At 63.7% G+C, this 23,931-nt stretch carries 20 protein-coding genes and 1 riboswitch; of the genes, 7 read left to right on the forward strand and 13 right to left on the reverse strand.

The window, feature by feature from the left end; translation table 11 throughout:
* The first annotated feature begins 116 nt into the window (after positions 1-116).
* Positions 117-1,658: a histidine kinase gene (locus NUH87_RS14760; protein WP_338526589.1), complete on the forward strand. Its 1,542-nt coding sequence runs from the start codon at positions 117-119 to the stop codon at positions 1,656-1,658.
* Positions 1,659-1,883: 225 nt separating this feature from the next.
* Here the strand turns inward: NUH87_RS14760 and NUH87_RS14765 are convergent, their stop codons facing one another.
* The 9 genes from NUH87_RS14765 to NUH87_RS14805 all read right to left on the reverse strand — a co-directional run bounded on the left by NUH87_RS14765 (position 1,884) and on the right by NUH87_RS14805 (position 11,801).
* Entirely contained in the window at positions 1,884-2,594 is a 711-nt protein-coding gene (locus NUH87_RS14765) for a PqiC family protein (RefSeq protein ID WP_338526590.1), read from the reverse strand.
* 174 nt (positions 2,595-2,768) lie between these two features.
* Complete coding sequence (gene parC, locus NUH87_RS14770) at positions 2,769-5,027, reverse strand: DNA topoisomerase IV subunit A (RefSeq protein WP_040063816.1); 2,259 nt, start codon at positions 5,025-5,027, stop codon at positions 2,769-2,771.
* Positions 5,028-5,144: 117 nt separating this feature from the next.
* Positions 5,145-7,049, reverse strand: coding sequence for a DNA topoisomerase IV subunit B (gene parE, locus NUH87_RS14775; RefSeq protein WP_338526592.1), 1,905 nt, complete (start codon positions 7,047-7,049; stop codon positions 5,145-5,147).
* 62 nt (positions 7,050-7,111) lie between these two features.
* Entirely contained in the window at positions 7,112-7,720 is a 609-nt protein-coding gene (locus NUH87_RS14780; RefSeq protein WP_040063814.1) for a YqiA/YcfP family alpha/beta fold hydrolase, read from the reverse strand.
* 127 nt (positions 7,721-7,847) lie between these two features.
* Complete coding sequence (gene cpdA, locus NUH87_RS14785) at positions 7,848-8,666, reverse strand: 3',5'-cyclic-AMP phosphodiesterase (protein ID WP_338526594.1); 819 nt, start codon at positions 8,664-8,666, stop codon at positions 7,848-7,850.
* Between the two features lie 288 nt (positions 8,667-8,954).
* Positions 8,955-9,998: a lipopolysaccharide heptosyltransferase I gene (gene waaC, locus NUH87_RS14790; protein WP_338526595.1), complete on the reverse strand. Its 1,044-nt coding sequence runs from the start codon at positions 9,996-9,998 to the stop codon at positions 8,955-8,957.
* Positions 9,995-10,645: a 2OG-Fe(II) oxygenase gene (locus NUH87_RS14795; RefSeq protein ID WP_338526596.1), complete on the reverse strand. Its 651-nt coding sequence runs from the start codon at positions 10,643-10,645 to the stop codon at positions 9,995-9,997. The genes waaC and NUH87_RS14795 overlap by 4 nt, the downstream gene beginning before the upstream one ends.
* Positions 10,646-10,740: 95 nt before the next feature.
* Complete coding sequence (locus NUH87_RS14800; protein ID WP_040063808.1) at positions 10,741-11,193, reverse strand: DUF1249 domain-containing protein; 453 nt, start codon at positions 11,191-11,193, stop codon at positions 10,741-10,743.
* Positions 11,184-11,801 (reverse strand): NUDIX domain-containing protein, encoded by a 618-nt coding sequence (locus NUH87_RS14805; protein WP_338526598.1) that lies wholly within the window; start codon positions 11,799-11,801, stop codon positions 11,184-11,186. Before NUH87_RS14805 ends, NUH87_RS14800 begins: the two co-directional genes overlap by 10 nt.
* Before the next feature lie 208 nt (positions 11,802-12,009).
* On the opposite strand from NUH87_RS14805, the gene NUH87_RS14810 reads away from it, so the two are divergent.
* Positions 12,010-12,750, forward strand: coding sequence for an RsiV family protein (locus tag NUH87_RS14810; RefSeq protein WP_338526600.1), 741 nt, complete (start codon positions 12,010-12,012; stop codon positions 12,748-12,750).
* Here the strand turns inward: NUH87_RS14810 and cytX are convergent.
* Both cytX and thiC read right to left on the reverse strand, forming a co-directional pair.
* The gene (gene cytX / locus NUH87_RS14815; RefSeq protein ID WP_338526601.1) at positions 12,719-14,011 is read right to left on the reverse strand and encodes a putative hydroxymethylpyrimidine transporter CytX; all 1,293 of its coding nucleotides are present in this window, start codon (positions 14,009-14,011) and stop codon (positions 12,719-12,721) included. The genes NUH87_RS14810 and cytX overlap by 32 nt on opposite strands.
* 208 nt (positions 14,012-14,219) lie before the next feature.
* Positions 14,220-16,109, reverse strand: coding sequence for a phosphomethylpyrimidine synthase ThiC (gene thiC, locus NUH87_RS14820; protein ID WP_338526602.1), 1,890 nt, complete (start codon positions 16,107-16,109; stop codon positions 14,220-14,222).
* 147 nt (positions 16,110-16,256) lie between these two features.
* Positions 16,257-16,362, reverse strand: a riboswitch (TPP riboswitch).
* Positions 16,363-16,549: 187 nt separating this feature from the next.
* Between thiC and NUH87_RS14825 the strand changes: the two genes are divergently transcribed.
* A complete protein-coding gene (locus NUH87_RS14825) occupies positions 16,550-17,989 on the forward strand; it encodes a TolC family outer membrane protein (RefSeq protein WP_338526604.1) in 1,440 nt (479 codons plus the stop codon).
* Between the two features lie 145 nt (positions 17,990-18,134).
* On the opposite strand, the gene waaA is transcribed toward NUH87_RS14825, so the two are convergent.
* Together waaA and NUH87_RS14835 are read right to left on the reverse strand one after the other, a co-directional pair.
* On the reverse strand, positions 18,135-19,418 hold the full coding sequence (gene waaA / locus NUH87_RS14830; RefSeq protein ID WP_338526606.1) for a lipid IV(A) 3-deoxy-D-manno-octulosonic acid transferase: 1,284 nt from the start codon (positions 19,416-19,418) through the stop codon (positions 18,135-18,137).
* 23 nt (positions 19,419-19,441) lie between these two features.
* On the reverse strand, positions 19,442-20,326 hold the full coding sequence (locus NUH87_RS14835; protein ID WP_209437123.1) for a LysR family transcriptional regulator: 885 nt from the start codon (positions 20,324-20,326) through the stop codon (positions 19,442-19,444).
* A gap of 108 nt (positions 20,327-20,434) precedes the next feature.
* Between NUH87_RS14835 and NUH87_RS14840 the strand changes: the two genes are divergently transcribed.
* The 4 genes from NUH87_RS14840 (at position 20,435) to NUH87_RS14855 (ending at position 23,903) form a co-directional block, all read left to right on the forward strand.
* Positions 20,435-20,767, forward strand: coding sequence for a multidrug efflux SMR transporter (locus NUH87_RS14840; RefSeq protein WP_338526607.1), 333 nt, complete (start codon positions 20,435-20,437; stop codon positions 20,765-20,767).
* Between the two features lie 144 nt (positions 20,768-20,911).
* A complete protein-coding gene (locus NUH87_RS14845) occupies positions 20,912-22,087 on the forward strand; it encodes an NAD(P)/FAD-dependent oxidoreductase (RefSeq protein ID WP_338526609.1) in 1,176 nt (391 codons plus the stop codon).
* Positions 22,084-22,896 carry an aldo/keto reductase gene (locus tag NUH87_RS14850; RefSeq protein ID WP_338526610.1) on the forward strand — a complete coding sequence of 271 codons (813 nt, stop codon included), beginning with the start codon at positions 22,084-22,086 and terminating at the stop codon, positions 22,894-22,896. Before NUH87_RS14845 ends, NUH87_RS14850 begins: the two co-directional genes overlap by 4 nt.
* Positions 22,897-22,937: 41 nt before the next feature.
* On the forward strand, positions 22,938-23,903 hold the full coding sequence (locus tag NUH87_RS14855; RefSeq protein WP_338526611.1) for a metal ABC transporter ATPase: 966 nt from the start codon (positions 22,938-22,940) through the stop codon (positions 23,901-23,903).
* Positions 23,904-23,931 lie beyond the last annotated feature (28 nt).

A 23,931-nucleotide genomic window follows, 5' to 3' on the forward strand; every position in this document is an offset into this window, starting at 1 on the left:
TAAAAAAAACGCATTCTACCCACTTTCACTGACCATCGGGCACAGCCAGCGCTTTGCCGGTCTAGGGCCTCTCGCTATACTGCGCGTCAACTTCACGGACAAAAGAGCCGCGCTCAGTGAACCGGCCCACGCCAGTCAAAACCGATAACTTCTTCCTGCTGATCTTCCGGGCATTGCGTCACCGCCGTGTACCGCTCGCATTGCGCATTGCCAGCCACAACGTGATTCTCGTCGCGCTGGCGCTGGTGATCTACGCCTGCGTGATGGGATTGCAATTCAAGGAAGCCATGCACCAGCAGGCCGACGCCGTCGGCCAGAGCCTGACCACCCAGACGGCCACTTCAGCCACGGAACTGCTGGTGTCCAACGACATCCTCAGCCTCAACGTGCTGCTGAACAACCTGACCAAGAACCCGCTGGTGGCCCACGCGGCGATCTACAGCGTGGACAACCGCATCCTCGCCGAAGCCGGCCAGCGCCCGAAAAACGGCCTGCTGGGCGAGGCCGAAGGCCTCTACCAGACCAAGATCACCTTCCAGGACGTGACCGCCGGACACCTGCGCATCAGCCTGGACATGGCGCAATTCCAGCAACCGATGACCATCAGCCTGCAAAGCATGGGCATCCTCAGCGCGATCCTGCTGGCCTTGGCACTGGCCCTGAGCCTGCGCCTGGGCCGGCACATCTCCACGCCGCTGCTGCAACTGCGGGTCTGGCTGCGGGACATGGACGAACATACCCCGGCGACCCAGCGCCAGGATGAAATCGGCGACCTGGCGCGCCAGCTGCATTCGCGCTTCGCCCCGGTCAAGCCGGAGCCCGAACCTGAGCCGGAAATCGAGTACGACGAAGATTACGTCGAGGAAGCGGACGCCGAGCCGGCCTTCCAGGTCCGCAACCTGCGCGATCCGAGCTTCGACGAGACGGCGGCGGTGCCGACGCCCAAGCCGGCGCCCCGGCATATCGTCAGCAGTGAAGAAGACGAGTCGGATGACGAAGACCCGTTCGCCGACCTGCGGGAAAGCCCACGGGCCGCGAGCGGCGCGGCAGTGAAGCCGCAGCCGGTAGCGCCGAGCCAGCCACAGCACAGCGCGGTGCTGGCGGTGCAGCTGGGTGCCCAGGACCAGTTGCGGCGCCTGCCACGCGCACGCCTGACGGAACTGCTGGACCGTTACCGCGACTGCCTGGACCAGGCCGCCTCGCTGTATGAGAGCGAGCTGCATACCCTGAACGACGGCAGCACCCTGATGCTCTTCCATACCGAAGACAGCGGTGATGACTACCTGACCAACGCCATCTGCTGTGGCGAGCTGCTCCGGGCACTGGGTCACCAGTTGCAGATCGAGGTGGCCGACAGCGGCATCACCTTGCAACTGCAGCTCGGTCTGACGTTGGGCGACGAGATGTTCGGCATGAGCCAGATCGACCTGCTGTTGACCGAAACCGCCCAGGATGCCCTGGCGCTGTCGCAACACAGCCGCAACCTGCTGCTGGTGGAGCGACGGATCAGCGATGACCCGCTCATTCGCCAGCGCGCGCGCATTCGGCCGATTGCCAGCCCCGAGGGCGCCTGCTGCGTGGAACGCTTGATGGAGCCCTATCCGTCGATGTTGGAGCGACAGTTGGCGCGGATGCACGAGACCCGGGCCAAGAGCTGATCATGGTCTTTCAGCCCCAATGGTGATCCCCCTGTAGGAGTTGGCTTGCCAGCGATGAGGACCGTGAGCCTTGCGGTGATCCAGCGGACGCCATCGCTACGGTGCGGCGTCCCGACAAGCCGGCTCCCACAGGGGGCCAAGCATGACGACAGTCCGGCGTGAGCACATAACCCCCAATAAAAAGCCCGCATTCGATGCGGGCTTTTTATTGGCTGGGCACTGGCCTCAGAAGCGAAACACTTCCATATCCGTGCGAATCGGCGCAGCCATCGGGATCTTCGGTTTCCCGGGCTCGGCCTGCTTGACCGGAGCCGGGGCCGGCGCCTTGCGGTTTTCAACCAGCGGCGCCTGATTGGCCAGCGGCTTGACCGCCACGCTCAGTTGCTCGGCCAGGCGCTGCAACAGTTCACCCTGGGCCTGGACCTGCGCCGCCGACGTCCCGGTGTGCTGCTGCTCCAGGTGGACGATGCGGTTATCGCGCACCTGTCCACGACGGTCGAGCAGACGCCACTGCGCGTCGAGAATCGCCGGTTGCCGGGCGCCGGAATCCAGTCGGGTAATCGACAACAATACCTGTACATCCGGGGTGCTCCCGGCAATCGCCGGCGCCAGCACCACGCGCTGGCTGTCCAGGCGCCAGGCCAGCTGGCGCACCAGCAGCTGATTGATGTCGGAAGACAGGCTGCCCGCCCAGCGACCGTCGGGCGCTGCCGTCAGGCTGCCATCGGGCTGACGCTGCAGCAGGGTTTCGCGTTGCAGGTAATCGGCCAGGGTGATCGGCCCGAGCACCACCGACATCCCCGCGCTTTGCTGAGGTTGGCCGGGGGTGCCGCTGTCCAACTGGTACAGGGAAACCGGCTGGTGCACGCTGCATCCCGCCAGGCCCAGCAGGCCGGTCAGCAGCGCAATAAAAGGAAGGCGCAGAACAGTCATCATCCCATCCAAGTGGCCGCCATGAAGGCCCTGCCACAGTCTGATCCAAAAATTCGTTTGGGCACGCCGCCGGGCGGCTGCCGCAAGAGGCGCATATCATCCGTGAATATGCGCCGTGACTCCAGTGCGCGCTAGCGATCTTCCTGCTAAAACGCTGAACGAACACGCTAAACCGCCTTAACTGAGACCTTCTACCAACAAGGCATCAACCCGCTGGAAGCCCCGCGGCAGCTTGTTGCCACGCCGGCCGCGCTCACCCTTGTAGTGCTCCAGGTCGTCGGCCTTGAGCGACAAGGTGCGCTTGCCCGCTTGCAGCACCAGGGTCGCGCCTTCCGGAATCACCGCCAGGTCGGTGACGTACTCCTCACGGCTGGCCACCCGCTCACCGGGAATCCCGATGATCTTGTTGCCCTTGCCCTTGCCCAGTTGCGGCAGGTCGCTGACCTTGAAGATCAGCAGCCGGCCTTCGGTGGTCACCGCAGCCAGCCAGTTCAGCTCACGGTCGGTCACCGGCCGGGGTGCCATCACCCGGGAGCCGTTAGGCAGGCTCAGCAGCGTCTTGCCGGCCTTGTTCTTGGCCTGCAGGTCTTCACCCTTGACCACGAAACCATAACCGGCGTCGGACGCGATGACATACAAGGCCTCGTCTTCCGGCAGCAGCACGCATTCGAAGTTCGCCCCCGGCGGCGGGGTCAGGCGACCGGTCAGCGGCTCGCCCTGGCCACGGGCCGAAGGCAAGGTGTGCGCCGCCACCGAATAGCTGCGCCCGGTGGAGTCGATAAACACCGCGAACTGATTGGAGCGCCCCGCGGCCGAGGTCTTGAAGCCATCACCGGCCTTGTAGGACAGCCCAGTGGCATCAATATCATGGCCCTTGGCACAGCGAACCCAACCTTTTTCCGACAGAACGACCGTTACCGGTTCGGTCGGCATCAGCTCGTTTTCCGACAAGGCCTTGGCTTCGGCGCGGGAAACGATCGGCGAACGACGGTCGTCGCCATAGGTCTGTGCATCGGCGAGCAGCTCCGTGCGCACCAGCTTCTTCAGCTTGGCTTCGCTGGCCAGCAGCGCTTGCAGCTTGGCCTGTTCCTTGAGCAGCTCATCCTGCTCGGCGCGCAACTTCATCTCTTCCAGACGCGCCAACTGCCGCAGACGGGTGTCGAGGATGTAGTCGGCCTGGATCTCGCTGAGGGCAAAACGCTCGATCAGCTTGGCCCGCGGGTGCTCCTCGGTGCGGATGATATGGATCACTTCATCCAGGTTGAGGTAGGCGATCAGCAAACCGTCCAACAGGTGCAGGCGCTTCTCGACCTTGTCCAGGCGGAATTTCAGGCGGCGGCGCACGGTGTTGACGCGGAACTCCAGCCACTCCACCAGCAAGGTCCGCAGATTTTTCAACTGCGGCTTGCCGTCCAGGCCGATGATGTTGATGTTGACCCGGTAGCTGGACTCAAGGTCGGTGGTGGCGAACAGATGCTGCATCAGTTCGTCGAGGTCGATCCGGTTGGAGCGCGGGATGATCACGATACGGCACGGGTGCTCGTGGTCGGATTCATCCCGCAGGTCGGCGACCATCGGCAGTTTCTTGGCCTGCATCTGCGCGGCGATCTGCTCCAGCACCTTGGCGCCGGAGACCTGGTGCGGCAGCGCATGGACGACGATATCGCCGTCCTCGATGCGATAGACCGCGCGCATGCGCACCGAGCCACGGCCGGTTTCGTAGATTTTCAGCAGGTCGGCTTGCGGCGTGATGATTTCCGCTTCGGTCGGGTAGTCCGGCCCCGGGACGAACTTGCACAGCTCCTCGACGCTGGCCTTGGGCTCATCGAGCAGATGCACGCAGGCATTGGCGACTTCCCGCAGGTTGTGCGGCGGCACGTCGGTGGCCATGCCCACGGCGATACCGGTGGTGCCGTTGAGCAGGATATTCGGCAGGCGCGCCGGCAACACCGCCGGCTCGTCGAGGGTGCCGTCGAAGTTCGGCACCCAGTCCGCCGTGCCCTGGCCCAGCTCGGCGAGCAGCACTTCGGAATACCGCGACAACCGCGATTCGGTGTAGCGCATGGCCGCGAAAGACTTGGGATCGTCCGGTGCACCCCAGTTGCCCTGGCCGTCCACCAGGGTGTAGCGGTAGCTGAACGGCTGGGCCATCAGCACCATGGCTTCGTAGCAGGCGGAGTCGCCGTGGGGGTGGAACTTGCCGAGCACGTCGCCGACGGTGCGCGCGGACTTCTTGTGCTTGGCGTCGGCATCCAGCCCCAGCTCACTCATGGCGTAGACGATACGCCGCTGTACCGGCTTCAGGCCGTCGCCGATATGCGGCAGCGCACGGTCCATGATCACGTACATGGAGTAGTTGAGGTAGGCCTGTTCGGTGAAGTCAGCCAATGACCGGCGTTCTACGCCATCCAGGCTGAGATCAAGGGAGTCGCTCATGCGGGCCTCATCAGTTCGTAGTCTGGCGCGGCGCTGGTAGCGCCGCGCTGGTGAATTCGGGGGTGTTCAACAGGCACGGGCCCGACAGCGGAGCTTCGCCGCCGGGGCCGTTGCGCATCAGGCCAGGACCTCGGCCAGGTCGCCCTTGGATTCCAGCCAGGTCTTGCGATCGCCGGCACGTTTCTTCGCCAGCAGCATGTCCATGATTTCCGCAGTGGCTTCGAAATCGTCCAGGGTCAACTGCACCAGGCGCCGGGTGTTGGGATCCATGGTGGTTTCGCGCAGCTGCGGCGGGTTCATTTCACCCAGGCCCTTGAATCGGGTGACCTGCGGCTTGCCGCGTTTCTTTTCGGCCACCAGGCGGTCGAGAATGCCATCGCGCTCGGCTTCGTCCAGGGCGTAGAAGATCTCCTTGCCCAGGTCGATCCGATACAGCGGCGGCATCGCCACGTAGACGTGACCGGCATCCACCAACGGACGGAAATGCTGGACGAACAGCGCGCAGAGCAGGGTCGCGATGTGCAGGCCGTCGGAGTCGGCGTCGGCGAGGATGCAGATCTTGCCGTAGCGCAACTGGCTGATGTCCGCCGCGCCCGGGTCGACACCGATGGCCACGGCGATGTTGTGCACTTCCTGGCTGGCGAGCACTTCGCCGCCGTCGACTTCCCAGGTGTTGAGGATCTTCCCGCGCAGCGGCAGGATCGCCTGGAACTCCTTGTCCCGCGCCTGCTTGGCCGAACCGCCGGCGGAGTCGCCCTCCACCAGGAACAGTTCGGCACGCATCGGGTCCTGCCCGGCGCAGTCGGCCAGCTTGCCCGGCAGCGCCGGCCCTTGGGTAATGCGCTTGCGCTCGACCTTCTTGCTGGCCTTCAGGCGCCGGCCGGCGTTGCTGATCGCCAGCTCCGCCAGTTGCATGCCCAGCTCGGGGTTGGCGTTGAGCCAGAGGCTGAAGGCGTCCTTGACCACGCCGGAAACGAACGCGGCGGCTTCACGGGAGGACAGGCGCTCCTTGGTCTGGCCGGAGAACTGCGGCTCCTGCATCTTCATCGACAGAACAAAGGCAATCCGTTCCCAGACGTCTTCCGGCGCCAGCTTCACGCCACGCGGCAGCAGGCTGCGGAATTCGCAGAACTCGCGCATGGCATCGAGCAGCCCCTGGCGCAAGCCATTGACGTGGGTACCGCCCTGGGCCGTGGGGATCAGGTTGACGTAGCTTTCCTGGACGCTGTCGCCGCCTTCAGGCAGCCACAGCAAGGCCCAGTCCACCGCTTCCTTGTTACCGGCGAGGCTGCCGCAGAACGGCTCGTCCGGCAGGCGCTCGAACTCGCTGACCGCATCCACCAGGTAGGAGCGCAGGCCGTCTTCGTAATGCCACTCGACCTTCTCGCCGGTGGCCTTGTCCTCGAAACTGACCAACAGCCCCGGGCACAGCACCGCCTTGGCCTTGAGCACATGCTTGAGGCGACTGACGGAGAACTTCGGCGAATCGAAATACTTGGGATCCGGCGCAAAGTACACGCTGGTGCCGGTGTTGCGCTTGCCGACGGTGCCGACCACTTCCAGCTCGGTGGCCTTGTAGCCATCGGCGAAGGTCATCTGGTATTCGTTGCCGTCGCGCTTGACCTTGACCCGCACCTGGGTCGACAAGGCGTTGACCACGGAAATCCCCACGCCGTGCAAACCACCGGAGAACTGGTAGTTCTTGTTGGAGAACTTGCCGCCGGCATGCAGCTTGGTGAGGATCAGCTCGACGCCCGACACACCCTCTTCCGGGTGAATGTCCACCGGCATGCCGCGACCGTCGTCGGAGACTTCCAGGGAGTGGTCGGCGTGCAGGATGACCTGCACCGATTTCGCATGCCCGGCCAAGGCTTCGTCGACGCTGTTGTCGATGACTTCCTGGGCAAGGTGGTTCGGCCGACTGGTGTCGGTGTACATGCCCGGGCGTTTGCGCACCGGGTCGAGGCCCGAGAGGACTTCGATGGCGTCTGCGTTATAAGAGCTAGCGCTGGGAGTGGCCATGGGGTCTCGTCGTCAGTCGTCTATGAATAGGGGTCATTCTCAAGGCACCGTGCCGCCAGGCATCAGAGCCGCGAGAAATCGATCGCCTGGTATGTATCGGCACCGATGCCGGCAAAGCTGAGCAAGGCCGGCAATTGTTCGGCAAAGCCCTGGAAACTATGATCACCGCCGGCCTGGATACGCAAGGCACAGGCCCGGTAATACTGCTGGGCGGCACGATAGTCCAGGGTTTCGTCGGCGGTCTGCAGCCAGACCTGGAAACGTTGCGGGTCCTGGGGGGCCGGGACTTCCAGTTCGGCCAGGGCCGTCACGTGATCGTGGGTCAGCTCCCAGGTTTCACCGCTGTAGAAGTTCTGCTGGGGCCCCAGGTGGCCGTCGAACATCCGGTGCGGCGCAACCGCCGGGTTGACCAGCAACGCCTTCAGGCCATGGCGCTCGGCCAGGCACGTCGCATAGTAGCCGCCGAGCGAGCTGCCGACCAGCAGCGGACGACCGAGTTCGGCAATCGCGGCTTCCAGCTGGACCATCGCCTGGCGCGGATGATGATGCAAGGCCGGCACCCGCAACTGCGCCGCCAGGCCCAGGCGCTCCATCAGGGCGATCAACTGGCTGGCCTTGTGCGACAGCGGCGAGCTGTTGAAACCGTGGATATACAGGATCGAAGCGGACATGTGATCGCTCTCCATTGGCAGGCTCTCGCAAAAAGCCAGGCACCGCGCAGACAAAGACGCGCAGTTTAGCCTGACTCCGATGCCCTGACTCGCCCCGAGACGTTTCCTACTGATTAAGCAGAAGTGGTCAGTAGCCCGTGCCGCCGTAATCGACCTCGAAATCGAAGCCGCGGACCCGGGAAACCGCGGTCTCCAACCGTCCGTCCGGATACAGCCGCAGCCAGCGATAGCCCGGCGCCTTGTCATCGACCTTGAAGTCCTCGCTGCCCGGCGCGAATTGCACGCAGGTAGAGGGCGATGCCAGCAGACGCACGCCGTTGCGCTCGCGGTCCAGTTCCTGATGGATGTGCCCCCAGAGCAGCGCCCGAACCTGGGGGAAGCGGTCCAGCACGGCGAACAGCGCCTCCGGATTGCGCAAGCCGATGGGCTCCATCCAGGGACAATCGATGGAAATCGGATGATGATGGAAACACACCAGGTGATGCCGCTGCGGCGCTTCGCTCAGCGATTGCGCCAGCAACTGCAGCTGCTCGTCCTGCAGATAGCCCGGTACCGAGCCCGGCACGGCGGAATCCAGCATTGTGATGCGCCAGTTGCCGATATCCACCACCGGGTCGAGCAGGTCGCTGTGGCGAGCGGCCTCGGCCATTTCCCGCAACTCGTCATGATTGCCCGGGAGCCAGCGCGTCGGAGCGCTGATCGCGGCGCTCATCTCGCGGAACTGCCGATAAGACGCCACCGTCCCGTCCTGGGACAGGTCGCCCGTGGCCAGCAGCAGGTCGACCCGGGGTTGCTCCGCCAGCACGCAATCGATGACCCGTTGCAGGCTGTCCCGGGTATTCATGCCCAGCAACGTGCCGTCTGCCTCGGCAAACAGGTGGCTGTCGGACAGCTGCACCAGCAGCACCGCGTCCGCAGGGGTGGGCTGAGTGGATACGCTCGGCAAGAGGCTCTCCTGCAAAATACTGAGTAGTCGTTTTGGACTGTTCGGTTAAAAGTCGCACAGGAGGCAATTATGGTCAGGGAATCGACAAAGAGGAAATAGCCGAAACGGACACACTTCACATTTAGCCGGATACAACCTGGAAATCGGCGCGAGCCAGTGCAATCGGTGTGCTCGCCCACTCAGAGCCGCCAGTGATCCACCGATCATGTGCCCAACGTGCTGCCGGGCGAATTGAAACCCGCGACCTCGTCACCTCCGCTTTTGCGGAGACGACAAGGCGGCAGAACTTCAAGAGTGCAGAATCGCTCTACTCGAGGACGCTTCAAGCTGCGCAACAAATTGCGCCCATACTGTTTCGGGCCGCAAACTTTTCACGAAACAGGCAGATTCCGCTCCGAACTTGCACTGTTGCTGGTAGCAAGGCACGCACTCGCTTTCAGCGAACAAATGCCGCTGGTGCAATCCGGTCGCACCAATCAAGGCAGGATCCGTTGGCCCATAAAGATGAATGGCCGGCTTATCGAGAGCCGCCGTCAAATGCCCAAGCCCGGTATCGACACAAATAGCGCCCGCCGATTGTGAAATCATCGTGGCTTGCTGGGTGATCGATAAACGCGGCAATACAGTTGCCTGCGGCGAAGCCTCGGCAAGCCGCTGCGCACGCGCTTGCTCATTGGCATTCCCCCACGGCAAGACCACGTGATAACCGGCCTGTACCGCCAACTGAATCAATTGCTGCCAATAGCGTTCCGGCCAATGCTTGGTGTCCCAGGTGGTGCTATGAACGAACACCAGGTAAGGCCCAGGCAAGCTCATCGGTAATGCCGGCAAGGGCTGCCGAATAGCAAAATCAGGAGAGCTGTCGGGCAAGGTATAACCCAATGCCTTGGCAAACAGTTGGCGCTGCCTGGCCACGGCGTGCTGCTCAGGCGGGATGGTGAAGGTCTTGTGACACACCAGGTGGGCAAATTTTTCCCTGACACTGTGCCGGTCCATCCCACAACGCAAGCCACGGGTAAAACTCATGACTACCGCGCTTTTTAAATTATTCTGCGCATCAATGACGACATCATATTTTTTCGCGCGAACTTTTTTCCACAGCGCAGAAAACTCACCGCTTTTAATACTCTGCCATATATTGCGTTTCCAGCGACGATGAGCGGTTGTAATAACCGTATTCACCGCCGGGTGCAACTTAGCGATCTCGGCGAACGATTCATCCACCACCCAGTCGAACTGGATGCCGGGAATAGCGTTAACCGCATCGGTAATAGCAGGCAGCGCGTGAATCAAATCGCCCATGGAGGTGAGCTTGACAACCAGAACATTCATGAAGTTTTTTTACCCAGCAAACGCCGGCGCCATGCTTTGAATTTCGCAGAAAATTTATGACGCACCGCATGCTTGTTCAAGGCTGCTTCATCAATGACATAATTCAACTGCAGCACTTTGCGCGTACCAATAAACGTCTTATGGCCATGCCAGCCATTTTCAGTGACCTTGAACAGCAACATCGTCCCTGCCGCCGGCGGTATCTCGGCAAAGTAATCGTCCAGGTCATGCTCATTGTTCAACAGGCGCAAGCGGCCACCGTCGGGCTGCCAGTCTTCATTCATATACAAAAGCACGGTAATCAACTTGCTTTTGCTGTCGGTGTGAATGCGTCCATCCTTATGATCGGACTGACCACGCACGGTGATCATCACCGGCTTGTCCGTCAAGTCCATCGCGAACTTTTCGGCAATCACCTGACGAAAGGCATCGCCCTTCAACTCATCGATTAACTTGGCGAAATCCCCACCATACTGGACGGTCGCCAATGGAAAACTGCCGGCATCTTCAATCGCTGGAAAATCCCGCTGAACCCTTGACAGGAAGTCGCTTGACAGCGCGTCACCCACGACACTGTAGGGGAAAGGGGATGGCTGCACCGGGGTCGTCTTTATGGCAGCGAGATCAATGATTTCGCAGGTCGTCATATAATCATGTCTCAAGGTTTCAGGGCGCCTACTTTACCCGTTATGAGGGACGCCCTCTACCACTGAATGCGAGAGCCTACAACGCCCTTATCGCCCTAGCGAACCGCCTCGAACTCATGGCCACAAGCCAGGCAGTGGCTCAACCACTCCCCCAGGAACACATTGAGCTGGGCTTTTTCGTCCGGCTGGTGCATGGCCGTGTTCGGATACGGATAGATACTGCGAAAGCGCCGGGCGTGCTCGGCACTGATCACCTCGGCCATGCGCGCGTCGTGGTAGACCTGCACCTGCAACTGCGGCACCGGCAACCACGGCAGGCTGTGCTCCTGGCGTACCAGCAGGGTGGTGGTGTAGGGGTTGTCCTGCAACACCTCCAGCGCCAGCACGCCGAGCATCTGGTCGCCCTGGGTCATGGCAATCCGGCGCGCACGCTGTTGCTCGCGCATCTGCGGCAGCAACCGCATCAGGCGCGCATAGTTGGCCTCGCAGGCGGCTTGCAGCCCTATCAGGTCAACCCGGTAACGTTCGCGCAGCAGACTTACGACCATAACCCCCTCACTTCAGCACGGTTCAATGCCAGCCATTGCAAGGCAATGATCGACGCCGCGTTGGCAATTCGCCCATCGCGCACGGCTTGCAAGGCATCTTCGAAAGCCCAGACCGTGGCACGGATATCTTCATTTTCTTCCGCCAGCCCGTACAGGCCGCCAGCCCCCTCGGTGTCACAACGCCCCAGGTACAGATGCACGAATTCGTTACTGCCACCCGGCGACGGAAAGTACCGGGAGATCGGCCACAGGGCCGTCAGATTCAGATCAGCTTCCTCCTGTGCCTCGCGGCGGGCAACCTCTTCCGGTTGTTCATCCTTGTCGATCAGACCGGCGACCAGTTCGATCATCCACGGGTTCTCACTCTTGCCCATGGCGCCAACCCGGAACTGCTCCAGCAGCAGCACTTCATCGCGCCTGGCATCGTAGGGCAGGACACACACCGCATCATGCCGGACAAAGACTTCCCGGTTGATCGGATTGCCCATGCCACCGGCGAACAGCTCATGGCGCAGGTGCAGGCGATCGAGCCGGTAGAAACCCTTGAAGCAGTTCTCCCGCTGGATGACCTCGACTTGGGTCGGGCCGGCCTTGGTGGTGTCCGTCATCATGATCCTCATTGCGATAGCGGCGAGGCCCTGCCTCGACTTCGCGCCATCCTAACGCGCCGAAGCGCCATGATGCAGCCACTTTCCCCGCGTCGGGATAGACGGGCGCCCCCGAAACCTACTCTAATTAGCTTAGTGGCGAACCGAGTACGCCGCTGACAGTCGAAGCACGCTCACCTGACCTTTCTTTCGCTGACGAAGGACACCCATGTCGTTTTTTAAAATCGCCGCGCTGACGGCAATCGCCCTGACCCTGGGTGCCTGTCAAAGCCTGTTCCAGCCGAGCCTGAAGGCCCCGCTGAACGTCAAGGGCGATGCCTCCGAACAGATCAAGCCCGGCTGCAACGACCCGGATTGCCCGCTGGTGAACATCGATACCGTGCATTTCCCCGACGAGCCCCAACTGGACGCCGCGGTGGAACGGGCATTGCTGCAGATGGCCCGCACCTCGCCCGACGCGCCGCTGCCGGCCTCGCTCAAGGTCTATCGCGAACAGTTCCTCGCCAGCGCCGAAAGCCGCCACAGCAGCTACTTGCAAGCCAAGGTACGCGAGCAGCATGACGGCCTGGTGATCGTCGAGCTCGCCAGCTACCTGGACGACGGCGACGCCCACGGCATGCCGGGACGCGGGTTCATCACCTGGTCGCGCCAGGATCACAAGGCCCTGAGCCTGCAGGACATGCTGCTGCCAGGCCAGGAAGAGACGTTCTGGAAACTCGCCAAGGTCGCCCATAACAACTGGCAGATCGGCAACCGGCTGGACCAGGACTTCATTGCGTCCTGGCCCTTCCGGAAAACCCCGAACGTCACCCTGGCCAGCGACGGCGTGATCCTCAAGTACAACGTGACGACCATCGCCCCCTACGCCATGGGCCTGATCGAAATGAACATTCCCTACCAGCGCCTCAACGGCGTGCTCAGGCCCGAGCTGTTCCCCGCCCGAAGCTGAACACCCGGCCGAGCAGCCCTTGCAGCAGCCCGGCCAGTACCAGTGACGGCAGGGTCGCGCCCAACTCCGGATGGAAGTTGGCCAGCAGATGGTAGGTTGCCACGCCGCCCGCCCAGGCCAGCAGCGCCGGCCAGCGCAACAACGACGCGGCGCCCCCGGCGCCGCGCCCGCGCAGGATGAAATGATCCACCAGCACCACGCCGAACAGCGGCGCGAACACCGAACCGATCAGCAGCAGGAAGTTCTGGTACTGCGCCAAGGGCGCAACGCAGGCGATCAGGGTGCAGAGCACGCCAATGGCCAGGGCCAGCTGTTCGACCTTCCAGCGCAGCAGGATGCCGCTGGACACCGCCGCCGAGTGGATATCGGCAAAGGCGTTTTCCGACTCGTCGAGCAGGATCAGCAGCAGGGGAATACCCAGCCCGGCACCGGCCAGGGCCAGCAGCAAGGCATTGGTTTCACCGCTGGGAGCGAACGCCAGGGTGTAGGCCACGCCCAGGCTCATCAGCCAGAAGTTGCCGATCAGAAAGCCCAGCGCCGTGCCGCCGAACACGCTTTTCGCGCGCTTGCCGAAGCGTGAGTAATCGGCGATCAGCGGCAACCAGGACAGCGGCATGGCAATGGCGATATCGAAGCCCACGGCAAACGGCATGGAACCGTCACCGCCCCGCGCCCACAACGCCGCCAGGTCGGCCTTGGCGAACAGGTTCCAGGTCAGCCAGAGACAGGCCGCCAGCAGCAGCCAGATGCCCCATTTGCGCAGGATCTTGCGCACGAAGGTCAAGGGACCGCTGACCGCCAGCCAGGTCGCCAGCGCCCCGAACAACAGGGTCCAGGGCAGCGGGTTGGCCAGCGGGCTGCCTTCGCCGAACGCCCGGACAGCCAACAGGCTGGCCGCATCGCGCATGACGATGATTTCGAACGCGCCCCAACCCACCAGTTGCAGCAGGTTGAGCAGCGCCGGCAGGCTGGCGCCGTACTGGCCGAGGCTGAGCTTCAGCGCAGCCATGGAGGACAGGCCGGTGTCGCTGCCGATCACGCCGACGGCAGCCAGCAGCAGGACACCCACCACGCTGCCGAGGAAGATCGCCAGCAACGAGCCGGACAGGCCCAGGCCCGGCGCCAGCAGGGCACCGGTTTGCAGGACCATCAGGCCGATACCGAGGGAAAACCACAGGGAAAACAGATCGCGCGCGCCGAAGACACGCTTGTCGGCCGGGACCGCGAGATCGGGGGAATAGGTACTGCCGGGAGTGTTCAAAGGGTTATCTCAAGGAAGGCAAAAATACCGGATGCAGACAAACCTGTGGCGAGCGGGCTTGCCCGCGCTCGGCTGCGAAGCAGTCGTAAAACCGATCATCTCGGTCTACCAGACACACCGAGTTCATCGGCTTTAGGGACGCTTCGCGCCCCAGCGCGGGCAAGCCCGCTCGCCACAGGGGTTCGGCTCCACCAGGGAGCCGACTCACTCAGACTTTCTTGTACAACTGGCTGCCTTCGCGCTTGAAGCGCTCCGCCTGTTCCGCCATGCCCTGGGCAGCATCCGCATCGACCGCTTCGATCCGCTGGTTGGCCGCGTACTCACGGACTTCCTGGGTGATCTTCATCGAGCAGAACTTCGGCCCGCACATGGAGCAGAAGTGCGCAACCTTGGCCGAGTCCTTCGGCAGGGTCTCGTCGTGGTACGAACGCGCGGTATCCGGGTCCAGGCCGAGGTTGAACTGGTCTTCCCAGCGGAACTCGAAGCGCGCCTTGCTCAAGGCGTTGTCACGGATCTGCGCGCCCGGGTGGCCCTTGGCAAGGTCGGCAGCATGCGCGGCGATCTTGTAGGTGATGATCCCGGTCTTCACGTCATCCTTGTTCGGCAGGCCCAGGTGCTCCTTGGGCGTGACGTAGCAGAGCATGGCGCAACCGAACCAGCCGATCATCGCCGCACCGATACCGGAGGTGATGTGGTCGTAGCCCGGCGCGATGTCGGTGGTCAGCGGGCCGAGGGTGTAGAACGGCGCCTCGTCGCAGCACTCCAGCTGCTTGTCCATGTTCTCCTTGATCAGTTGCATCGGCACATGCCCGGGACCTTCGATCATGCACTGCACGTCGTGCTTCCAGGCGATCTTGGTCAACTCGCCGAGGGTCTCCAGCTCACCGAACTGCGCTTCGTCGTTGGCATCGGCAATCGAGCCCGGACGCAGGCCGTCGCCCAGCGAGAAGCTGACGTCGTAGGCCTTCATGATTTCGCAGATTTCTTCGAAATGGGTGTAGAGGAAGTTTTCCTTGTGATGCGCCAGGCACCACTTGGCCATGATCGAGCCGCCCCGCGAAACGATCCCGGTGACGCGCTTGGCGGTCATCGGCACGTAGCGCAGCAGCACGCCGGCGTGGATGGTGAAGTAGTCGACGCCCTGCTCGGCCTGTTCGATCAGGGTGTCGCGGAACAGCTCCCAGGTCAGGTCCTCGGCCACGCCGTTGACCTTCTCCAGCGCCTGGTAGATCGGCACGGTACCGATCGGCACCGGCGAGTTGCGAATGATCCACTCACGGGTTTCATGGATGTGCTTGCCGGTGGACAGGTCCATGACCGTGTCCGAACCCCAGCGGATGCCCCAGGTCAACTTGGCCACTTCTTCCTCGATGGAAGAACCCAGGGCGCTGTTGCCGATATTGCCGTTGATCTTCACCAGGAAGTTGCGGCCGATGATCATCGGCTCCAGCTCCACGTGGTTGATGTTGGCCGGAATGATCGCGCGACCGCGGGCGATTTCCTCGCGGACGAATTCGGCGGTGATCTCTTTCGGGATGCTGGCGCCGAAGCTGTGGCCCGGGTGCTGCTGCTCGAGCAGACCGGCGGCGCGGGCTTCCTGCAACTTGAGGTTTTCGCGGATGGCGACGTATTCCATCTCGGCGGTGATGATGCCCTGGCGGGCGTAGTGCATCTGGCTGACGTTGGCGCCCGCCTTGGCCCGGCGCGGGTTGTTGACGTGGGCGAAACGCAGCTTGGTCAATTCCGGGTCGGCCAGGCGCTGCTGGCCGAAGTTGGAGCTCAGGCCGGTCAGGCGCTCGGTGTCGCCACGGCTGTCGATCCACGGCGAGCGCACATCGGCCAGGCCCTTGCGCACGTCGATGGTCACGTTCGGATCGGTGTAGGGGCCGGAGGTGTCATAGACCAGCACCGGTGCGTTGATCTCGCCGCCGAAGTCGGTCGGGGTCACATCCAGGCTGATTTCGCGCATCGGCACGCGGATATCCGGGCGCGAGCCCTGCACGTAGATTTTTTGCGAGCGGGTAAAGGGCTGAACCGACTGCTCGTCGACCTTGGCCGAATCGCTCAGGTTCGCGGCGTCTTTTAATTTTGTACTCATCACGGGCTCTCCAGACGGCATCCAGGGGGATTGTCGGGACGAACCTGAAAGGCACGGACGCACCAGGGCTGGTGCTGTGCCCAGTCCTCGCGAATGCTGCTCGATTGTCGAACAACATCCCGGACGGAGCACAAGAGGACTCGCCGGTGGACGAGAAATCTTGTTCCCTACGCAGGCGCTAACCTGATCAGGTTCAACGGGATCCGGAATTATCCGATCTCAGCCCCATAGCAAGGCACCCCGACAAGAACGAGGCGAGTTTAGACAAGACCGCGACATAATGCCATCTCCCCTTTATTCGTCTGGATAAATGGCAGATATGCAGGATTGTTGCCGACCCGCGCCCGGCACTACACTCGCTATTTCTTGACGCTGGGCAAGCCGGTCAGTAGCCTCGGCCATCGCATTACCACTGTAATATCCACTCTAGGAATTGCCTCATGCTGCGCAAATTTTCACTGGCCCTGGCCGTGTCTTGTGCGACCAACGGATGGGCCTGGGCAGCTGAAACGCCCCTGACGACCAAAACCGACCTGGTCAGTGTCTACCAGGAAGCCCTGAGCAACAACGCCGACCTGGCGGCCGCCCGCGCCGACTACGACGCCCGCAAGGAAGTCGTGCCCCAGGCCCGTGCCGGCCTGCTGCCGAACCTGTCGGCCGGGGCCAGTTCGAACAATGTCCACACCAGCATCGACCAGCCGTCGACGAGCCTGAACCGCAGCGCCACGACCTACCAGGCGACCCTGGCCCAGCCGCTGTTCCGGGCCGACCGCTGGTTCCAGTACCAGGCCGCCAAGGACGTCAACGAACAGGCCGCCCTGCAACTCTCGGCGACCGAGCAGAACCTGATCCTGCAAAGCGCCGAAAGCTACTTCGCGGTGCTGCGCGCCCAGGACACCCTGGCCTCGACCAAGGCCGAGGAAGCGGCGTTCAAGCGCCAGCTCGACCAGTCCAACGAGCGCTTCGACGTCGGCCTGTCGGACAAGACCGACGTGCTGCAATCCCAGGCCAGCTACGACACCGCGCGGGCCAACCGGATCGCTGCCCAGCGTTCGGTGGAGGACGCCTTCGAAGCCCTGATCACCCTGACCAACCGTCAGTACAACTCGATCCAGGGCATCGTCCACACCTTGCCGGTGCTGGCGCCGAGCCCCAACGACGCCAAGGCCTGGGTCGACACCGCGGCGCGACAGAACCTCAATCTGCTGGCGAGCAACTACGCCGTCGACGCCGCCGAGGAAACCCTCAAGCAGCGCAAGGCCGGCCACGCGCCGACCCTCGATGCGGTGGCGAAGTACGAGGCCGGCGACAACGACGCTTTCGGCTTGAGCAACCCCAACGCGCTGAACCAGAACTATGCCGGCCCCGTGAAACAGACCACGGTCGGCCTGCAATTGAATATCCCGCTCTACAGCGGCGGCCTGACCAGCTCCCAGGTACGTGAATCCTATTCGCGCCTGAGCCAGACCGAGCAGCAGCGTGAAGCCCTGCGTCGCCAGGTGGTGGAAAACACCCGCAACCTGCACCGCGCGGTGAACACCGATGTGGAACAGGCGCAGGCGCGCAAGCAGTCGATCATCTCCAACCAGAGCGCGCTGGAAGCAACCCAGATCGGTTATCAGGTGGGTACGCGCAGTATCGTCGATGTGCTCGATGCCCAGCGCCAGCTGTACACCTCGGTGCGCGACTACAACAACACCCGCTATGACTACATCCTCGACAACCTGCGCCTGAAGCAGGCGGCGGGCACCTTGAACCCGGGCGACCTGAGCGACCTGGCGCGCTACCTGAAGGCCGACTACAACCCGGACAAGGACTTCCTGCCACCGGACCTGGCGAAGGCGGCAGCGGCCAATCTCAAGGCCAGTCCGAAGTATTGATCGAGGCCTTGCGAGCGCCACGACCCCCTGTAGGAGCCTGCTTGCTGCGGGCGGCGCTCCGACGATGAGGACCTTGAGCCCTGCGCTGTCTAAACCGACGCAATCGCCGGCAAGCCGGCTCCTACAGGAATCGCGTTCGAGCGGGCTAACGCGGTAGCGACAGCAGCCGCCCCAACCCATCCAGCAAGCGTTGCAATGCCCCCTGGTTGGCCCGCATCACCTTCAGTCCCGCCTCGCCCATCTTCTGCGCATCGCGCGGCAGTTCGAACAAACGCTGCACCGCCACCGCCAAGCCTTCGGCATCCTCCACTTCCTGCAACGCCCCGGCCTCACGCATCAACGCGGCGATCTCGAGGAAATTGAACAGGTGCGGCCCGCTCAGCACCGGCTTGCACAGCGCCGCCGGCTCCAGCAGGTTATGTCCGCCGTTGGGCACCAGGCTGCCGCCGACGAAAGCGCTGTCGGCCAAGGCATAGAGAAACAGCAGCTCACCCATGGTGTCACCGAGCAGCACCGCGGTTTGCGCACTGACCGGTGCGCCACTGGAGCGCCGCACCGTCGAGAAGCCCTGCTCCTGGCACAAGGCGAACACGCTGTCGAAGCGCTCCGGATGACGCGGCACCAGGATCAGCAAGGCGTTCGGATAGTTGCCCAGCAACTGCCGGTGGGCCGCCAGCACCACCGCGTCCTCGCCCTCGTGGGTGCTCGCGGCGATCCACACCGGCCGTTCCTGGGCCTGCCATTGTCCACGCAGCTCGGCGGCCCGCACGAGCAGTTGCGGATCGATGCTCAAGTCGAACTTGATCGAGCCCGTCACCTCGACGGATTCAGGTCGCGCACCCAACTGCCGGAAACGCTCGGCTTCGGCTTCGGTCTGCACGGCGATCAGGCTCATTTCCTCCAGCATCGGCCGGGTCAACCGGGCGAAGCGCCCATAGCCCCTGGCCGAACGCGCCGACAGCCGCGCATTGGCCAGCGCCACCGGAATCCCGCGCCTGGCGCACTGATGGATATGGTTGGGCCACAGCTCGGTCTCCATGATCACCGCCAACTTCGGCCGGGCCGCATCGAGAAAACGCGCCGCCGCCCAAGGCAAGTCATAAGGCAGATAGCAATGCTGGATCCGCGGCTCGTCGGCGAACAGCGCCTTGATCCGCTCGGAACCGGTGGGCGTCATGCAGGTGATGGTGATCGGCAGCTGCGGATATTTCGCCAGCAGCGCGCGGATCATCGGCGCGGCGGCAATGCTCTCGCCGACCGACACCGCGTGCACCCAGATCCCGTCCGGGCGCAGCGCCGACAGGCCGCGGCCAAACCGCTCGCCGACGCGCCGGGCATAAGCCGGCGCCTTGCGCGCCCGCAGCCATAGACGCAACGCCACCAGCGGCAGCCCCAGATGAAACAGCAAGGAGTAAAGAGTTCTATTCATGGCGGCGGAGTTTATCGGCTTTTTCAACCGATCGCCTGCAAGTGCTCGGCAAACCGCTCGGCCAGCCAGCGCGCCGCCGGCCCCAGGGGCTCGTCGCGACGCCAGACCAGCTCCACCACCAGCGCCGGCGGCGTCCATTCGCTGCTCAGCTCGACCATCTGGTTCTGGTACGCCGGGTATTGCACCACGTGGCGCGGCAGCCAGGCCCAGCCCAGGCCGCGCATCAACAGCTCGGCCATCACGTAGAAGGAGTCCGCCCGCCAGACCTGCGGGCTGAGCTGCTCGCCCCCGGGATAACCGCTGAGTTGCGGGGCGATCAGCAATTGCCGGTGCCGAGCTAGTTGCTGGCGGTTGACCCGCAGCGAAGCCGCCAGCGGATGGTTGACCGCGCACACCGTGACCATTTCGACACTGCCCAGCGCCCGCCGCTCCAGGGTCTGCGGCATCTGCTCGTGGTGGAACAGCAGGCCCAGGTCCGCCCGTCGTTCCACCAGCTTGCGCGCGACGTCGCCCTGCGCGCCGCTGGCCAGTTGCACCTCGACGCTGGGGAAATGCTCCGACAGTGCTTCCAGGCTGTCGAGCACCGGCTGGTAGGGCATGGCCTCGTCCTGGGCCAGGCGCAAACGGGCTTCCTGGCCACGCATCAAGGCCAGCGCCCGCCCATTGAGACGATCGCACTGGCGCAGCACTTCCCGCGCTTCCTCCAGCAAGGCGGTCCCGGCCTCGGTCAATTTCGGCTGGCGGCCGCTGCTGCGCTCGAACAGCGTCACCCCCAGGTCCGTTTCCAACAGGGCGATCGCGTTGCTGACCGCCGACTGCGCCTTGCGCTGCTCGCGCGCCACGGCGGAAAACGAACGCTGCTCGGCAACGCGGACAAACAGGCGCATCTGTTCCAGGTTCCACTGAATGCTCATGGCAAACCCATCTTTATTTCAGATAGGTAATGACTTTACCCCATCTGTGCGGTCTCTAGAATGCCAACCTCATCAGCAGGCCAAACACGAGAGATCGCCCCCATGAACGCTTACTACTACCTGGCCATCGCCATCTGCGCCGAAGTCATCGCCACCGTTTCCATGAAAGCGGTCAAGGGCCTGAGCACGCCGATCCCCCTGCTGCTGATCATCGTCGGCTATTCCACCGCGTTCTGGATGCTGACCCTGGTGGTGCGCTCGGTGCCCGTGGGCGTGGCCTATGCCGTCTGGGCCGGGATGGGGATCGTGATGGTCAGCGTCGCGGCGCTGTTTCTCTACGGGCAGAAGCTGGACATCCCGGCGATGCTGGGCATGGGCATGATCGTGCTTGGCGTCGTGGTGATCCAGTTGTTCTCGAAAACCGCCGGGCACTAGCCCCCAATGCCAGCCGCTCAAAAAACCTGAAGCCGAGTGCAACCCTGTGGCGAGCTCTGCTTCAACTGCCCACATACCAACAGGGCGTGCCGCCCTAATGAGTCTGTATACTGCGAACCTTGTCTTGAACACCGAGGTCGCCGCATGCCATCCGCTCTTTCCACCGATGTCCTGATTGTCGGCGCCGGCGTCGCCGGTCTCTGGCTCAATGCGCGGCTGCGCCGCCAGGGCTTTTCGACGGTACTGGTGGAGCGCGCCAGCCTCGGCGGCGGGCAGAGCCTCAAGTCCCAGGGCATCATCCACGGCGGCGCCAAGTACGCCCTGCATGGCGCCCTGACCGGCGCCTCGGAAGCCATCGCCGACATGCCCCGGCGCTGGCGCGAAGCCCTGGCCGGCAACGGCGAGCTCGACCTGTCGGGCGTGCGCCTGCTGTCCGAAGCCCACTATCTCTGGTCCCCCGGCACCTTGGCCGGTAACCTCACCAGTTTCTTCGCGAGCAAGGCCGTGCGTGGCCGGGTCGACCAGGTCAAGGGCGAACAACTGCCGCCCGCCCTGCAGGACCCGCGCTTCAAAGGCAAGGTCTATCGCCTCGCCGAACTGGTGGTCGACGTGCCCAGCCTGATCACCCGCCTGGCCGAACTGGCCGGTGATGGCCTGCTGGCCGGCCAGCTCATCGAACCGCTGCTGGACAACGGGCAACTGGTCGGCCTGCGGGTCGACGGCCGGGACATCCACGCCCAGCGCATCGTACTCAGCGCCGGGGCCGGCAACGCCGCGCTGCTCGACACCCTGGGCCTGAGCCAGCCGGCCATGCAGACACGCCCCCTGCACATGGTGCTGGTCAAGGGGCCGAGCCTGAAACCGCTGTATGCCCACTGCCTCGGCGGCGGCCCCAAGCCGCGCATTACCGTGACCACCCATCCGGCGGCCGACGGCCAGTGGGTCTGGTACCTCGGCGGCGATATCGCCGAAGCTGAAGGCGTCGCCCGCGAACCCGCCGAGCAGATCGCCAGCGCACAGAAGGAACTGGGCAACCTGCTGCCCTGGGTCGACCTGAGCCAGGCGCAATGGGCCACCTTGCGGGTGGAGCGCGCCGAACCGCTGCAATCGGGCCTGACCCGCCCGGACAACGCTTTCCTCGCCGAGCAGGAGCGCTTGCTGGTGGGCTGGCCGACCAAGCTCGCCCTCGCGCCGGACTTCGCCGATCGGGTGCTCAACAGCCTGGAGCGCGACGGTATCCGCCCCGGCCCGGCCATCGCCTTGCCGGAACTGCCGAAGCCGGCCATGGCGCAAACCCCCTGGGAGCAACTGCTGCCATGAGCCAACCGACCTTGCACGACCTGCATCGGCCACTGGGCAGCACCGGCCTGCAGGTATCGCCCCTGGGCCTGGGCACCGTGAAGCTCGGCCGCGACCAGGGGGTCAAATACCCCAACGGTTTCCAGATCCCCGACGACCGGCAAGCCCGTCAACTGCTCCAGCTGACCCGCGACCTGGGCATCAACCTGATCGACACCGCGCCGGCCTATGGCCGCAGCGAGGAACGCCTGGGCCCGCTGCTGCGCGGGCAGCGCCAGGAGTGGGTGATCGTCAGCAAGGTCGGCGAAGAGTTCGAAGCCGGCCAGTCGCGTCATGACTTCAGTGCCGCCCACACCCGGTTTTCCGTGGAGCGCAGCCTGCAACGCCTGGAAACCGACTTTATCGACTTGGTGCTGGTGCACTCCGACGGCAACGATCTGGCCATCCTCGAACACAGCGATGTCTACCAGACCCTCGAGGCCTTGAAGCGCGAAGGCAAGATCCGCGCTTTCGGTTTTTCCGGCAAGACCGTCGAGGGTGGCCTGAAGGCTCTGGAACAAGGCGATTGCGCGATGATCACCTACAATCTGAACGAACAGGGCGAGAAGCCGGTCATTGACTATGCTGCCCGCCACGGCAAGGCGATCCTGGTGAAAAAGGCCCTGGCCAGCGGTCACGCCTGCCTGGCCCCCGGGATCGACCCGGTGCGCGCCAGCTTCGAACTGTTGTTTGCACAGCCCGGCGTTGCCAGTGCTATTGTCGGCACGATCAACCCGCTGCATCTCGCCCACAATGTGGCGACGGTCGCCGGGGTGATTCGCCAGAACTGATGCCGCCCAGGCGGCCGACCCCGACGCGAGAAGGAGCCGAGATGCCGCGGACGCTGATACGCAAGAACCCCAGCGACTTCAAGACCCTGCCGTTATTCGTCGAGGCGACACCCGAAGGCTTGTGTTACCAGAGCGTCGGGATGCCGTTGAACTTTGCGCAAACCTTGCACAAGCGCAAACCGGTCACCGTGGCCGACCCGCAGCGCTTTGCCCTGGAGCTGGCCAACCTCGGGGTGTCGGTGCGGCTGACCCTGCACTGGCACAACCGCGACTACTGGGTACTGGTACGCCAGCGGCGCCAGGATCGCGGCGATGTGGTGCTCAAGCTGATCTCCGGCTATGTCCCGGCCCATGAGCTGGCCATTCCCCTGCTCACCGCCATCGCCGAAATCGCCGAGGAGTGCCTGCTGGAAACCCCGGAAGGCTGGCTCGGCGGCCGCTTCAACGACACCTGGTTGCCGACCCCCTACTCGGCGGCCCTGCATTACCGCGAAGCCCTGCCCTTTCGCCTGACCGCCTTGTCCGGCGCGGCGCGGCCGGTACGCTGCGGCACGCTGCAACTCATGGAGCGACCGCAGACCTACGTGCACCTGCCCACCGCTTCATTGCAACTGATCTATGACCTGCGTCTCGAAGTCCCGCGCGAGGCCAAGTCCCTGAGCCTGTTCCACGTCGACGAGCGCCTGGAAAACGACCAGCTGGTGGCGCGCCTGGATCGTGGCCGGCCCGACCTGTACCTGATGCCGCTCAAGGACGGGCAGCCCTGCGCCGAGCTCTACACCCTGAAAAAGGATCAACTGCAGCCGGCCAGCACCCGTGGCCTGTACCTGGCGGAAAGCTTTGCCCGCCAGGAAGGCTGGGTGGTGCGCGAGGAGCGGATTCGCTGGAAGGACTGGGTCCGCCAGCAAGGGCTGGAGGAACCCGAAAAGGACTCGAAGATCAGGCGCCTGACCGGCAAGGCGCGGCAGATCCTGCGAAAGATCGTGCCGGTGAAGACCGGGCGCTGACGAAACAAGGGAGAATGCCCGTGCCGAT

This window comes from Pseudomonas batumici, assembly GCF_036585405.1.
GTDB lineage: Bacteria > Pseudomonadota > Gammaproteobacteria > Pseudomonadales > Pseudomonadaceae > Aquipseudomonas > Aquipseudomonas batumici.

Bases quoted from the DNA above. Each gene is read 5' to 3' on its own strand.
- thiC (WP_338526602.1), bottom strand. From the start codon at position 16,109: ATGAGTACAAAATTAAAAGACGCCGCGAACCTGAGCGATTCGGCCAAG.
- NUH87_RS14780 (WP_040063814.1), bottom strand. From the start codon at position 7,720: ATGTCCGCTTCGATCCTGTATATCCACGGTTTCAACAGCTCGCCGCTG.
- NUH87_RS14805 (WP_338526598.1), bottom strand. From the start codon at position 11,801: ATGACGGACACCACCAAGGCCGGCCCGACCCAAGTCGAGGTCATCCAG.
- NUH87_RS14840 (WP_338526607.1), top strand. From the start codon at position 20,435: ATGAACGCTTACTACTACCTGGCCATCGCCATCTGCGCCGAAGTCATC.
- NUH87_RS14810 (WP_338526600.1), top strand. From the start codon at position 12,010: ATGTCGTTTTTTAAAATCGCCGCGCTGACGGCAATCGCCCTGACCCTG.
- waaA (WP_338526606.1), bottom strand. From the start codon at position 19,418: ATGAATAGAACTCTTTACTCCTTGCTGTTTCATCTGGGGCTGCCGCTG.
- parC (WP_040063816.1), bottom strand. From the start codon at position 5,027: ATGAGCGACTCCCTTGATCTCAGCCTGGATGGCGTAGAACGCCGGTCA.
- NUH87_RS14795 (WP_338526596.1), bottom strand. From the start codon at position 10,645: ATGACGACCTGCGAAATCATTGATCTCGCTGCCATAAAGACGACCCCG.
- NUH87_RS14800 (WP_040063808.1), bottom strand. From the start codon at position 11,193: ATGGTCGTAAGTCTGCTGCGCGAACGTTACCGGGTTGACCTGATAGGG.
- NUH87_RS14855 (WP_338526611.1), top strand. From the start codon at position 22,938: ATGCCGCGGACGCTGATACGCAAGAACCCCAGCGACTTCAAGACCCTG.
- NUH87_RS14825 (WP_338526604.1), top strand. From the start codon at position 16,550: ATGCTGCGCAAATTTTCACTGGCCCTGGCCGTGTCTTGTGCGACCAAC.
- NUH87_RS14850 (WP_338526610.1), top strand. From the start codon at position 22,084: ATGAGCCAACCGACCTTGCACGACCTGCATCGGCCACTGGGCAGCACC.
- NUH87_RS14845 (WP_338526609.1), top strand. From the start codon at position 20,912: ATGCCATCCGCTCTTTCCACCGATGTCCTGATTGTCGGCGCCGGCGTC.
- NUH87_RS14765 (WP_338526590.1), bottom strand. From the start codon at position 2,594: ATGATGACTGTTCTGCGCCTTCCTTTTATTGCGCTGCTGACCGGCCTG.
- parE (WP_338526592.1), bottom strand. From the start codon at position 7,049: ATGGCCACTCCCAGCGCTAGCTCTTATAACGCAGACGCCATCGAAGTC.
- waaC (WP_338526595.1), bottom strand. From the start codon at position 9,998: ATGAATGTTCTGGTTGTCAAGCTCACCTCCATGGGCGATTTGATTCAC.